General features: G+C 37.3%; 13 protein-coding genes, 1 tRNA gene and 1 pseudogene. 10 read left to right on the top strand and 5 right to left on the bottom strand.

Annotation, left to right across the window (positions count from 1 at the left end; genetic code table 11):
- The first annotated feature begins 1 nt into the window (after nt 1).
- The 4 genes from AWW73_RS17265 to AWW73_RS17250 all read left to right on the top strand — a co-directional run bounded on the left by AWW73_RS17265 (nt 2) and on the right by AWW73_RS17250 (nt 3,934).
- Nucleotides 2-829 carry an SAM-dependent methyltransferase gene (locus tag AWW73_RS17265; protein WP_062850265.1) on the top strand — a complete coding sequence of 276 codons (828 nt, stop codon included), beginning with the start codon at nt 2-4 and terminating at the stop codon, nt 827-829.
- Nucleotides 830-837: 8 nt separating this feature from the next.
- Nucleotides 838-1,260, top strand: coding sequence for a GFA family protein (locus AWW73_RS17260; RefSeq protein ID WP_000114353.1), 423 nt, complete (start codon nt 838-840; stop codon nt 1,258-1,260).
- A gap of 710 nt (nt 1,261-1,970) precedes the next feature.
- Entirely contained in the window at nt 1,971-3,368 is a 1,398-nt protein-coding gene (locus tag AWW73_RS17255) for an AAA family ATPase (RefSeq protein WP_062850264.1), read from the top strand.
- Between the two features lie 5 nt (nt 3,369-3,373).
- A complete protein-coding gene (locus tag AWW73_RS17250; protein ID WP_062850263.1) occupies nt 3,374-3,934 on the top strand; it encodes a hypothetical protein in 561 nt (186 codons plus the stop codon).
- 519 nt (nt 3,935-4,453) lie between these two features.
- On the opposite strand, the gene AWW73_RS17245 is transcribed toward AWW73_RS17250, so the two are convergent.
- Together AWW73_RS17245 and AWW73_RS17240 are read right to left on the bottom strand one after the other, a co-directional pair.
- Nucleotides 4,454-4,529, bottom strand: a tRNA-Thr gene (locus AWW73_RS17245).
- Nucleotides 4,530-4,621: 92 nt separating this feature from the next.
- Entirely contained in the window at nt 4,622-5,536 is a 915-nt protein-coding gene (locus AWW73_RS17240; protein WP_062850262.1) for a LysR family transcriptional regulator, read from the bottom strand.
- A 101-nt stretch (nt 5,537-5,637) separates the two neighbouring features.
- On the opposite strand from AWW73_RS17240, the gene AWW73_RS17235 reads away from it, so the two are divergent.
- Both AWW73_RS17235 and AWW73_RS17230 read left to right on the top strand, forming a co-directional pair.
- Nucleotides 5,638-5,970 (top strand): nuclear transport factor 2 family protein, encoded by a 333-nt coding sequence (locus AWW73_RS17235; RefSeq protein ID WP_016142814.1) that lies wholly within the window; start codon nt 5,638-5,640, stop codon nt 5,968-5,970.
- Nucleotides 5,967-6,749 (top strand): SDR family oxidoreductase, encoded by a 783-nt coding sequence (locus tag AWW73_RS17230; protein WP_062850261.1) that lies wholly within the window; start codon nt 5,967-5,969, stop codon nt 6,747-6,749. The genes AWW73_RS17235 and AWW73_RS17230 overlap by 4 nt, the downstream gene beginning before the upstream one ends.
- Before the next feature lie 51 nt (nt 6,750-6,800).
- On the opposite strand, the gene AWW73_RS17225 is transcribed toward AWW73_RS17230, so the two are convergent.
- On the bottom strand, nt 6,801-7,130 hold the full coding sequence (locus AWW73_RS17225) for a gamma-glutamylcyclotransferase family protein (RefSeq protein WP_062850260.1): 330 nt from the start codon (nt 7,128-7,130) through the stop codon (nt 6,801-6,803).
- A 23-nt stretch (nt 7,131-7,153) separates the two neighbouring features.
- Nucleotides 7,154-8,398 (bottom strand): multidrug efflux MFS transporter SxtP, encoded by a 1,245-nt coding sequence (gene sxtP / locus AWW73_RS17220; RefSeq protein WP_062850259.1) that lies wholly within the window; start codon nt 8,396-8,398, stop codon nt 7,154-7,156.
- A gap of 139 nt (nt 8,399-8,537) precedes the next feature.
- On the opposite strand from sxtP, the pseudogene sxtR reads away from it, so the two are divergent.
- Nucleotides 8,538-9,459, top strand: a pseudogene (gene sxtR, locus AWW73_RS17215) (multidrug efflux pump transcriptional activator SxtR).
- On the opposite strand, the gene AWW73_RS17210 reads toward sxtR, so the two are convergent.
- Nucleotides 9,456-10,343 carry a DMT family transporter gene (locus AWW73_RS17210; RefSeq protein WP_062850257.1) on the bottom strand — a complete coding sequence of 296 codons (888 nt, stop codon included), beginning with the start codon at nt 10,341-10,343 and terminating at the stop codon, nt 9,456-9,458. The pseudogene sxtR and the gene AWW73_RS17210 overlap by 4 nt on opposite strands.
- 228 nt (nt 10,344-10,571) lie before the next feature.
- Between AWW73_RS17210 and AWW73_RS17205 the strand changes: the two genes are divergently transcribed.
- The 3 genes from AWW73_RS17205 to AWW73_RS17195 are packed head-to-tail and all read left to right on the top strand — an operon-like array spanning nt 10,572 to nt 12,018.
- Nucleotides 10,572-11,315, top strand: a complete 744-nt coding sequence (locus tag AWW73_RS17205) for a hypothetical protein (protein ID WP_062850256.1) — start codon at nt 10,572-10,574, stop codon at nt 11,313-11,315.
- 44 nt (nt 11,316-11,359) lie between these two features.
- Nucleotides 11,360-11,563, top strand: coding sequence for a hypothetical protein (locus AWW73_RS17200; RefSeq protein ID WP_062850255.1), 204 nt, complete (start codon nt 11,360-11,362; stop codon nt 11,561-11,563).
- A gap of 35 nt (nt 11,564-11,598) precedes the next feature.
- Nucleotides 11,599-12,018: a hypothetical protein gene (locus AWW73_RS17195; protein WP_062850254.1), complete on the top strand. Its 420-nt coding sequence runs from the start codon at nt 11,599-11,601 to the stop codon at nt 12,016-12,018.
- Nucleotides 12,019-12,086 lie beyond the last annotated feature (68 nt).

The following is a 12,086-nucleotide window of genomic DNA, read 5'->3' as shown; positions in this document are numbered from 1 at the left end:
TGTGAAAACAAAAGTTCGAGCAGCTCTTTCTCGACTCATTCCCCATAAATATGCAATTGATGCATCAAACTTGGGAGATGATGGGGAGATTGCTTGGACAAATTTGGGTTTTTGGAAAAATACCCAAAGCTACCGTGAAGCTTGTCGCCAATTGGCTGATCATTTGGCACAAGCTGTCAATTTAAATTCAAAAGATCATCTCTTAGATTTAGGCTGCGGTCAGGGTGCAAGTTTGTTGCACTGGTTAAAGCATTATCAGCCTAAAAGCCTTAGCGCAGTTGACTTACAAGTCCAATGCGTTCATAAAATTCAAAAGCTTATTCCCGAAATAAGTCAGATTTTCTGCGGTTCATTTTTAAATTTAAAACAACTTGAATTTAAACAAGGCTTCGATGTAGTGCTCTGTATCGATGCGGCTTATCACAGCAATTTAAATTCATTTCTAGATTCGGTTACGCCAGTTTTAAATTCAAAAGGACGATTAGGTTTTCATTACTTGATGCGTGCCGACTCATGTCACAACATGACCATGCTACAAGAACAAAAGCATCGTTATTTACTTAAAGCAGCCGATGTCACTTGGGATGCCTTACTCACGGAAGAGATGCTGAGAACTACCTTGGAACAACAAGGTTTTACAGATATTAAAATCGAAGATTTATCAGAACAGGTATTATTAGGTTTTTCACAGTATATTCAAAATCAACAAGCACAAAGCCATAACCGAGGGTTGGCAAATTTTAAAATCCAAATGACTGCAAAGTTATGCCAACAACTCTACCAAAATGGGTATGTACGTTATATTCAAATTACAGCAATAAAAAAATAGGGTGAGCCATGTCAGTTAAATATCAAGGATCATGTTTATGTGGAGCTGTGAGCTATCAAAGTGATGCAGAGCCACGTTATAGTTTTAATTGCCATTGTCGAGATTGCCAAAAAGCAACAGGTTCGGCCTATGCACCAATTGCTTTTTTTCATCAATCTGAATTGAAAATAAGTGGCGAACTTAAATATTTTGAGACATTAGGTTCTTCTGGTCGTCCCATTAAAAGAGCTTTTTGCCCGACTTGTGGTTCTCAACTTTTTGGCTTACCTGAACTTGTTCCTGAAATGATTTCAATACGCGCAGGCACTTTGGATGACCCAAGTCTCTATCATCCTAAAGCGGAGGTTTTTGTGAGCCAGACCTATGCGTGGGACATGTTGAACCCAAACCTTAAACACTTTGAAAAAATGATAGAGAAGAGCAAGAAATAAGGCTTAATTAAAGAAGCCAAATATTGCCAAAGCACAGATTAAAGTAAGACTGCCAAGAGCTAAAAATAATATGGTTTTTCTAAATTTTAGCTGAGGCATTTTACTTACAAGGATAATAAGGCATGCAAATATGATCACTAAAGGTTGAAAAAGATTTGATGGTAGATTAGACATGTCGTTCCTTGTTGTTTTTAAATTTATTTTAGAAATAAAGTAATAAACTCATTATATCGTTTTCTTATTTAATTGAAGAACATAACTTCTTATAAATTCATATTTTTATTTCCATGATAGATAAATCAAGTTTTAAATTTAAAAGAACCATGTACGTTTTTTCCTACATCCATTCAGGAAATTATCGTCTTTCTATGATCTCACGAATTGCCTATGATGAACTCATCAGGAACAGGAAGTTCCAAAACGTAAAACAACAATAATAAGTTTAAGCATCAGGACGTGAGGTATTACAGGATGTATGCCTAGTAACGAAATACGAAAAAAGCCCAACAGGATGTTGGGCTTTTTTCATTTCTTATTATTAAACACTTTACTAAAATTTGTAGATAAGATTTCATGTTAAATGAGAAATAAGCATCTACATCACAGATAGTTCTAAAGATATTCTACTCATTTAAGGAATAGTTCTTATTAACTGTCGATATGATAGTATCAGACTATAAGAGTCAAATGATTAAATTTAGGAAAATATAATGTCAAATCAAGGCAATACTGCTTGGACATTTTCAATTCAAAATCTTGGAAATCTTGAGAGTGGTACGATTGAAGTCAAACCTCTTACTTTGCTTTGTGGACCAAATAACACAGGTAAAACATGGGTTATGTATACTATTTATGGTTTTTTGAATAATCAGGAAATTAGCAGCTTTGCTGGTGTAGATCAAATAGTTACTGATCTTAAAGAAAATGGTATTTTGGAATTTAATTTAGAGGAATGGCTCGAAAAGAATTTTAAAGACACTCTGAGCTCCATTGAAAAAGCAACTAAAATGAAGTTACCAAGTATATTTAGTTCAGACAGTAGTCTATTTGAGAATTCTATTTTTAAATGGGAGGTCGTTCTTACTGAAATACTAGAGAGAAATAAGGGAAGATCTTTTGAATTTGAGTTTTCATTGGGATCTAAGCAAATTCATGCCTTTAAAGCTATAAAATCTAAAGATAGTCAAGTTATTTCTATGACCTTGATAAAAGATCTACCTAAAGAAATTCTAAATGATGTTATCAGCTCATTAATTTATAATTATTTAGTAGGTAGAAATGCGCAGCAACAAAGTACTTTTTTAATACCAGCAGAAAGAAATGGTTTACATCTGTTTTATAGAGAGCTTAGTAGTAGAAGAACAGCTTTATTACATCATGCTTCTAGGGATGAACTTGATTTACATTTATTGCTAAAAGATGTTCTAGGATCAAAATATGCTAAACCAATTGCGGATTATATAGATTGGTTAAATGATTTAACTAATATAAAAAAAAGTGCAGAAAAGAATAAATATCATGAGCTAGCTGAAGAAGTTAAGAAATTAATTGGTGGTAAATATAATATTGATGCTGAAGGTAATATTACCTTTATGCCTAAAAAGAAAAGAGGTGGTCCAACTGTTCCTAAAATGGATTTACACTTATCTTCTTCAACAGCAAAAAGTTTATTTGGTCTTTGGTTTTATCTTGAATATCAAGCAAAGGAACAAAGTGTTTTAATGATAGATGAACCCGAACTAAACTTGCATCCATCCAATCAAAGATTAGTTGCTCGTTTAATCGCAAAAATGGTGAATATGGGATTAAAAATAGTCGTAAGCACACATAGCGATTATTTTGTTAGAGAGCTAAATTCCTTGATCATGCTTGGTGAGAATAATGGTAACCAAGCGACTAAAAGTCAATTATTGCGAAAATACTCGATAGATAGTCAAGCTTTACTAACAAAGGATAAAATTGGTGCATATGTTTTTGAGTGTGGAGAGCTCAAAGAGATGGAGGTTAATGAAGAAGGGATTATCGCAAAAACTTTTGATGAGCAAATTAATCAGCTAAACGATAGTAGTGATGATATTTACTATTCATATGTGTTGAGTGAGGGCTAGTAATAATGCCTGTAACTTTAATCCAAGCATTTCAGCAAATTATTAAATCAGACTATCGACTTAAACAATCCGGAAATATGTTTGAAATTGAAGAAATATCCAAAAGTTCAACTAATAAATTTTTAAAAATTGGTGGTTCACAAGGTTTTGGATTTACTTTAGATAAAGAAGGGGGGCACCCTTGGGAATTTATTGTAAATGGACCTTTAGAAGGTATTGTTAGTGTATGTGATGGTATTATTGTTCTTAATTATGAAAACAATAATTATATTCTTGTTTTAGATTTAAAGTCTAAGAACGCAGGTGCTAAGGCCTTTAAACAAATTTTTGCTGGGATATATTTGTGTGAATGGTTATGTAGTTTATTGAAATTGAATAAACATTTAAGAGAGCCATTTAAATTTATAGGAATAGTATGTAAAACACGTGGTTCTGTAGCAAAAACAACATCTCGAAAAGGTTTAAATGCTCAAGTAAATAAAGATAATGAAATACCATTAATAATTATTTCAAATCCAGGCGTAATCCATATTAAGGATTTGATTCCTCTTGTTGGTTCGTCTTAATTAATTGCTATTAAAGTATAGTACGTTTTAAAATATTATGGCGTATTTTATTTAAAAGCTGGGTTTATTCAATTGAAATTTTTTATATTTTTATGATTTTAAAGCCTAATCTAAAGTGATTGGGTTTTTTAATTTATTAATATCGGAACATCTTACTACGATTTTGGTTATTATTCGTTAAATAATTTTTCTTCTAATTTCCTGTAGAAATTATTTTTTATCACTATAAATAACTATTCTTTATCTCATTGTTAGGCAATTAACTCCTATTCGGGAGTGTTAGCCAGCAATTTAAAATTTATTAATACCTTTAATATTCTTAATGTATCAAATCATACCATCTTACTATCCACGTAAAAGTTAGAACAGATCCAATACCTGATGAAGTAGATTTAATGAACTATTTTATATCACTAGACTATCGATCAAATGGGCCACAATAGTCCGTGAAAATCAAATAGTCTAAAATCTACAGACAACAAAAAACCTCATAAATCAAATATTCATGAGGTTTAATGATGGTGCCGGCACACGGATTCGAACTGTGGACCTACTGATTACAAGTCAGTTGCTCTACCAACTGAGCTATGCCGGCGATGTGGTGAGAATTTTACAGTTTCTTAAAAAAATTACAAGCCAAAAAATGAGCAGTTAGATGTTTTCTCATATCTGATAATAGCAAACAGTTTAAAGAATGGGATAGGAAGGAATAAGTCGCTGTTCACGCGCTAAGTCAATGAAAGCACGTAGCGCAGCACTAGGATATTTTCCTTGCGGGTAATATAAACATAGACCCGCATAGTGAGGTGTCCACTCCTCCAAAACACGTATGAGTCGACCTTGTTCGATGAGAGGAGCTACAAACCAATGTCCTGTGTAAGCTAAGCCAATACCAGATAAAGCACTATCAATGGCTAACATATAGGTATCAATTGTAAGATGTCCTGAAACATCGACTGTTAAAGATTCATTGTTTTGAGTAAATTCCCATTTATAAATTTTACCGCTAGGTAATCGTAGGCGAATGCATTCATGCTTTAACAAATCAGAAGGTATGTGGGGGATACCATGTGTATTTAGGTAAGCTGGTGTTGCAACTACCGCCATGCTTTGCTTAGGGCCTATTTCAATGGCAACCATATCTTGCGGGACGGTACTCGCGAAACGTATGCCAGCATCAAAACCTTCTTTCACAATATCAATGAATTCTCCATCAGAAACGAGATCAACTCGTACATCCGGATAGCGACGGATATATTCAATGATTACAGAATGCAAAATTTGCCGAGACATACCTTCTTCCGCATTGATTCTTAATGTTCCTGAAGGAGTGGCGCGACGGTCTAATGTCTCTTGAACAGCAAGATCAATTTGTTCCAATGCTGGGGTAATACGATTTAAAAACTGTATTCCTGCTTCAGTCAGTGAAACACTACGGGTTGTACGATTAAATAAGCGTATCCCTAAATTATGTTCTAGCTGGGCAATATTTCGGCTAAGCGCTGAAGAAGACATATCGAGTTCAACTGCTGCTGACCGAAAATTACGGTGGTTGGCAAGCACAATCACCGCTTTTAGATCCGTTAGGCTGGTGTTGTTCATTGTCCCGATTTCTGCATTAATTCATCCCATATTATCCCTCTTATAACAAGAATCTTGTAGGGCTACAATCGAAAGCATCAATTTACTTAAGGCTTAGATATATGGCTCACCAAATTTTATTGCCATCAATCATTCAACATTATTTTGAATCAGATCGGCAGACGGCAGAAGCAGTAGTTGCTTGTTTTACAGAGCATGGTGTCGTGCGCGATGAAGGACACGAATATATGGGGCATAAGGCTATCTTGGGCTGGAAACAGCAAGCTTCGACTCAATATGAATATTATGCTGAACCACTGAGCATAGAGATGCAGAACGGAAAGCATGTGGTTTTGGCACGTGTAGAAGGTAACTTCCCCGGTAGTCCGATCAATTTACATTATGCGTTCCAGCTAACCGATGAAAAAATTGAAGTATTGGAGATTACCGTATGAATTTTCCTTTACAACTCTTAGGAAAAAAGGCGTTGGTGACAGGTGGCAGTAAGGGAACAGGAGCCGCTGTTGTAAGAGCATTACATGAGGTAGGTGCGGAAGTCATGACTGCTGCTCGCCATCCTGCAGGGGATTTACCACAAAATGTGTATTTTATTGAAGCTGATTTAACTACAGCTAAAGGATGCAGTGAGCTAGTGCAGGCTGTGCAGAAACACTGGGGGAAAATTGATATCGTTGTACACGTTTTAGGTGGTTCATCTGCTCCGGCAGGCGGATTTGCTGTATTAGGTGATGAAGAATGGGAGCGAGAAATCAATTTAAATTTAATGCCTGCCATTCGTCTGGATCGGGCATTGGTACCTCTGATGTTAGAGCAAGGTTCCGGTGTCATTATTCATGTAACTTCCATTCAGAGAGAACTGCCTTTACCAGAATCAACGACTGCATATGCAGCAGCAAAAGCGGCGTTATCTACATATAGTAAAAGTTTATCTAAAGAGATTTCTCCAAAGGGAATACGTGTTGTTCGCGTGGCATCAGGTTGGATTGAAACTGAAGCTGCTGTGGCTTTGGCAGAGCGTCTTGCACTCGAAGCAGAAACAAATTATGAAGGGGGGAAGCAAATCATTATGAATGCTTTGGGTGGGATTCCGTTAGGGCGCCCAAATAAACCGGAAGAGGTGGCAGATTTAATTACTTATTTGGTCTCTGAACGGGCTTCGGCGATTACGGGTACTGAGTTTGTGATTGATGGTGGTACAGTGCCGACTGTGTGAAATATAAAGATGCGTGCTATCTGCTTTTATGAAGACAGCACGCTGTTTGATTTATTGAGTTTTCAACACATAGATAAACGAATCAACACGTTCGCCACTATTTAAAGTGACTTGCACAGGTACTCTTTCATAGCCTTCACCTTCAAAGTCATCGAGTAATTTCCAGTTCGCGTCTAGCTGTTCTGAGCTAAAAACAAAACCTTGCACTTGATTGCTACTATCATCAAGTACAATTCCCGGATAACCTAAATCCGCTCCCCAACCTTCATTACGTAAGGTTCCATTTACCCAACCTTCTGACCATTGTCCGCCAATATTTTCAAGTATATGTGCATTAGGACGACCCGGGCCTAAAGTGCCATAAACAAATAAACTCGACATATGATTTTCCTTTACCTTAAAAATTAATGCGCTTTCGCGTGTGTGGTATAAACCGCTAAAAATATTCCAAACAATGAAAGTACGACGGTTAAAACTACAATCGCATTCCATCCGCCGTGTAGCCAAAACCAACCGCCCGCCGAGCCGACAATACTTGAGCCCATATAGTAAAAAAGTAAGTAGAGTGAACTGGCGTGGGCTTTAGCTTGTTTACTTTCAGCACCTACAGAACTACTTGTAAGTGAGTGGGTAATAAAGAAACCCGTAGTAATAAATGCAATGCCAATAATAATGCCGAAAAGTGAGGTGAGTAGGGTCATGAGGCTACCCACAATCATGAGTGCAAAGCCACTCATCATCATGGTTTTTTTACCGAAACGCTCGGCTAGCGTTCCTGCCAACGATGAAGACACCATGCCAAAGCTATACGACAAGAAAATAAGGCTAATTTGCGTCTGACTGAGTGAATAAGGCGCTCCACTTAAACGGAAAGTGGCATAGTTAAACAAGGTCACAAACACGCTAGTGAGCAAGAACCCAATGGCAAACAGACGTAATAGTTTTGTATTGGTTAAATGGGTACGCCACATTTGCATATGAAATCCTAAATTCAGCCCTTTTTTCTGTACAAAATTACGTGAGGCTGGCAGTAGATTGACGAAGGCGATTGAGCAAATAACACAGATTGCGCCAAGTAAACCTAAAGCTGTGCGCCATGAAAAATACTCAATTAAAATCCCCATGCCAACACGGCCCATCATGCCACCAAAAGCCGTACCTGCAATATATAGACCCATGGTTTTACCCAAGTGCTCAGGTGCAATTTCTTCGGCAATCCACGCCATAGTGACTGCGGGTACACCACCGAGCAGCAAACCTTCTAGAGCACGCGCCATCAGTAAGCTGTGCCAGTTCGGTGTAAACATTGAGACAATATTTAAAATTGCGGCACATAACATGGATGTAAAGATCACACCACGACGGCCAATCGCTTGTGAAAAGGCACTCGATAGCACAATTGAAATGGCTAAAAAGGCCGTCGTTAATGACAGTGCTAAAGAGCTACTCGCAGGGCTAATTTGGAAACTTTGACTAAATGCAGGCAATAGCGGCTGAACACAATAAATCAGTGAGAAACTGGCAAAGCCAACCAAGAATAAAGCGAATCCTGCATGCTTATAGGCTTTAGTGCCTTTGTGAATCCACTCGCGGGACAGAACAGAAGTTGTCTCAGTGCCTAAGGTACTGGGTGTAGATGAAGAGTTCATATCATGACCATGACAGAAAGAAAGTGCAGTGCTTGTGGGCACGCTGCATCGAGAAAATTCGATAAATTAAAATTAGCAATTTGAAAGGTATTTTTCTAATATATTTAACAATGGATCATGATATGTTTTATATATAGCGATGGAACTAAGACATATACGCTACTTTTTAGCGGTAGCAGAAGAAAAAAACTTCACCAAAGCTGCGCAGCGCTTAAACATGAGCCAGCCGCCTTTAAGCATGCAAATACGAGACTTAGAAGAAGAGCTGGGTGCAGATTTATTTATTCGATCTCCGCATGGGGTGGGGCTAACTGAAGCTGGGCTTGCCTTTTTAAATGCCATTCAGCCTATACAGCAGCGTGTAGAAGATGCAGCGAACCTCGTTAAACAAGTGGCAAATGGCGAAGTCGGTCAACTACGTTTAGGCTTTACAGGGACTTCAATGTTGAACCCTTTAATTCCTAAATGCGTTCGCTATTTTCAGCAACAATATCCGAAAGTGAATTTAAAGCTTGAAGAGGCCAACACTTTACTGCTCATTGACCTGTTGCTTGAGGACCGTTTAGATGTCGCGATTATTCGCTCACCACGCAACATTCCAGACAGTTTAATTATTCAAGAATTATTGGCAGAGCCACTCATTGCTGCTTTGCCTTCCGAGTCTTTTCAACTCGACGATGCATCACCAGAAATTGATTTAACGGCACTACGAGAGCTTGATTTTATTGTCTCGCCGCCTTCAATTAGCGCAGGGCTTTTTGATGCGATTAAACAAGCCTGCCATGAGCGTGGCTTTGAACCAAAAATTGGACAAAACGCTCCACAAATTGTGTCTATTTTATCGTTAGTATCTGCAAATTTAGGGGTGTCTTTGGTGCCAGAGTCGACCAAACAATTGCAAATACAAGGGGTGGCTTATCGCTCTTTGAAAGCGCCTGTACCTACGGTGGGTTTAGGACTTGCTTATAAAAAACACGCCCCTTCACAAATGGCGATTAACTTTGCCAGTGTGGTGCAAGTGGCTTGTCACCACGCAGAGGAATATCAATGAAATTGGCTAGATTGTTTTCGGCGCTTTGTTCATTAAAAAAATGCCGGCAATAATAAAAATCGCGCCATATAAAAACGATAAAGTTGGCTGTTCATGAATGAAAACCCATGCCATAAGCGCTGCGAAAATAGGTTCTGAAAGCTCGGTCACCTGTACCTTTGCGGCACTCATATAAGACAACGCTTTGGTGGTACAGAAAAAGCCGAGGATGGTCGGCAGCACAGCTAAACCAATCAAACCTAAAACAATGTCACTATTAAAAGTAATGCTATGCAAGTTTACTAAAAACGGAACGGCAAGATAAACACTGCCAAACAGCAATAAATATTTGGTTAGAAACAGCCCGCCGTTTAATTTGAACTTTTTCACTAAAACCGAAAATAGGCCATAGCCTGTGCCGGCAATAGAAGCATTAATCAGCATTAAAAGACTATTTTCGCCTTTCCATGAAATAATACTAATCCCCGCGACTGCCAATAATGTTCCAATAAGAGAATGAATGTAGATACTTTCTTTTAAAATAAACCGACCAAAAAATAGGGCAGAGATGGCAGCCGAAGCCATGAGTACCACCACAACATTAGCTGCTGCACCGTGGTTGTAGGCAATGGTTTCGAAAAAGAATAAAGAGAAAATCCCTAAAAAAGCACATATGGCAATTTGGGTAAAAACGCTGAGTTTACTTGGCGTGCTGCTAATAAAAGCAATCTTTTGGCTAACAGGCACTTTAAATAAAACCACACTTAAAAAGAAAAAGGCGATGATGGTTTTTAAAAAGGCAATATCTTGTGGGCTTAAGCCACTGTGCATGAGTAATTTACTAATTACACCAATAGAAGCATTAAGTGCAGCCGCACAAAGTGCAAATAGGGTTCCAGTAATTAAATTATTCACGCTTATAATTCTTCCTAAGTTTTACGCATGCAGTCTACAATATTTTTTGGATGAATATTCAACAAAAATAACCAATTAACGCTTAATATTCTCAACAATTTATTCTGAATTAATTTAATAAACTTTATAAAAATCTAAACGCTTCTAATAGAGTTTTGTTGCAGAGAATTGTGATTTATAGAGCTTACTCATATTATATAATTAGTTAATTATTAAAGAATTTTAAAAATGATTAAATCGATTATTTCAGGTTGCGCGGTTCTCATACTTTCGGCATTGGCGGTGACTCATGCAGAGTTTTCTTTTGCACAAGAGCTACAGCAAAGCTGTAATAAAGTGAAGCAATATGCGAGCTTAGGTAAGAAATTCTACGACCAAAAACAATATAAAAAAGCACTCGAAAATTTCCAAAACCAAGCGTCTTGGACTGCATTTTGTAAAGCCAATCAAGATGAAACTACAGGTAAATTTACTGACCGTGATATTGAAGTTGCCAACAATAACGTGGGCTTAGCCTATGCTAAATTAGGTCAACCACTTTGGGCAAGAGCATGGTTTATGCTTGATGAAAAATCAAAATCGAGTCAGTTCAATCTTAAGCAATTACCAACACCTAAAACCTCAAATGATTTGTCAGGTGAGTATGTACGTTACTCCGGTTTTGGTGAGTGGGATCACATCACGGTAAGCCGTAAGCAGGGCCAATATGCAATCAGTTATGCCGGTTTATATATGGGACTTAGAAGCTTAATTTATGGTCCGAACATGGGCGAGTTTGACACCAAAATGCCGACTAATAAAAAGCAAACGGTTTATAAAAATGAAGACTGCCGTATTCAGCTCGATTTTAAATCTAATGCGAAATTAGGAAATTATATTCAGGTCAAACAGAACGAAGGTAACTCGGGTTGTGGCTTTGGACATAACGTTTATGCCGACGGTACGTATTTAAAAGTTGAGTCTGGAAAATAATAAATTCCTTAGTTTTATTTTCTAAGATTTAAAAGGAAACTTGCATGTTAAGTTCGGCAAATATCGGCCAGGGCATTATGATGGGCTTTGTAATGCTCGCTAGTATCTTAATAATTATAATTGCAGTAATTGTTGGGCTATACGGTAAAAAACGTAAAAACAAGTCTGAGACACAGAATATAGCCTTTATCATTCTTTTATGTATTGGTGTAGCTGGTCTAATGTATGCCTATGCTGGATCGTATTAATTGAATAATGAGACATCGTAAATAAGAGAGAAAACATGGGTATTGAATATTTTATTTTTTCAATGGAAGATTCTGCAACCAAAGAGGATATATTAGATATTTTTAGTCCTTATTGGACAGAAATAGATGACAATTATTACTTTCTGGACTATGGCGTAGAGGTATATGAAGGCAGGATGGCAGGCGTACACTGTCATTTCTCCATAACTTTCGGTAAGGATAACTCGAGTGTAGAAGGATTAACTATTTTCAAACCATGCGGATCAGAAAAAATGGAGAGAGCAGTTTTTAAACTCATTAGTGATTTCCCCATGTTTGTTACCTACCCGAGTGACCCCCTCGTTGTAGTAACCGCAAATCCGAAATGTGTTGAGTTACTAAGAGAAAAGTACCCTGATTTCCTAGCAGAAGATGTAACCGTAGTCTCTTCTTATGAAGAATATATAAAAACCTAAGAATCCCATTTGTTTGCTCTAAGACAGGGATGGATAAAGCTAACTAACAAATTGATTGAAAATGAAAT

The organism is Acinetobacter lactucae (assembly GCF_001605885.1).
In the GTDB taxonomy this organism is placed as follows: domain Bacteria; phylum Pseudomonadota; class Gammaproteobacteria; order Pseudomonadales; family Moraxellaceae; genus Acinetobacter; species Acinetobacter lactucae.
This window is presented reverse-complemented; position numbering and strand designations above follow the sequence as displayed.

Excerpts from the sequence above, each read along its gene's own strand:
- AWW73_RS17200 (WP_062850255.1), top strand. The coding sequence starts at position 11,360 with ATGTTAAGTTCGGCAAATATCGGCCAGGGCATTATGATGGGCTTTGTA.
- AWW73_RS17195 (WP_062850254.1), top strand. The coding sequence starts at position 11,599 with ATGGGTATTGAATATTTTATTTTTTCAATGGAAGATTCTGCAACCAAA.
- AWW73_RS17225 (WP_062850260.1), bottom strand. The coding sequence starts at position 7,130 with ATGTCGAGTTTATTTGTTTATGGCACTTTAGGCCCGGGTCGTCCTAAT.
- AWW73_RS17205 (WP_062850256.1), top strand. The coding sequence starts at position 10,572 with ATGATTAAATCGATTATTTCAGGTTGCGCGGTTCTCATACTTTCGGCA.
- AWW73_RS17250 (WP_062850263.1), top strand. The coding sequence starts at position 3,374 with ATGCCTGTAACTTTAATCCAAGCATTTCAGCAAATTATTAAATCAGAC.
- AWW73_RS17260 (WP_000114353.1), top strand. The coding sequence starts at position 838 with ATGTCAGTTAAATATCAAGGATCATGTTTATGTGGAGCTGTGAGCTAT.
- AWW73_RS17230 (WP_062850261.1), top strand. The coding sequence starts at position 5,967 with ATGAATTTTCCTTTACAACTCTTAGGAAAAAAGGCGTTGGTGACAGGT.
- AWW73_RS17255 (WP_062850264.1), top strand. The coding sequence starts at position 1,971 with ATGTCAAATCAAGGCAATACTGCTTGGACATTTTCAATTCAAAATCTT.
- sxtP (WP_062850259.1), bottom strand. The coding sequence starts at position 8,398 with ATGAACTCTTCATCTACACCCAGTACCTTAGGCACTGAGACAACTTCT.
- AWW73_RS17240 (WP_062850262.1), bottom strand. The coding sequence starts at position 5,536 with ATGAACAACACCAGCCTAACGGATCTAAAAGCGGTGATTGTGCTTGCC.
- AWW73_RS17235 (WP_016142814.1), top strand. The coding sequence starts at position 5,638 with ATGGCTCACCAAATTTTATTGCCATCAATCATTCAACATTATTTTGAA.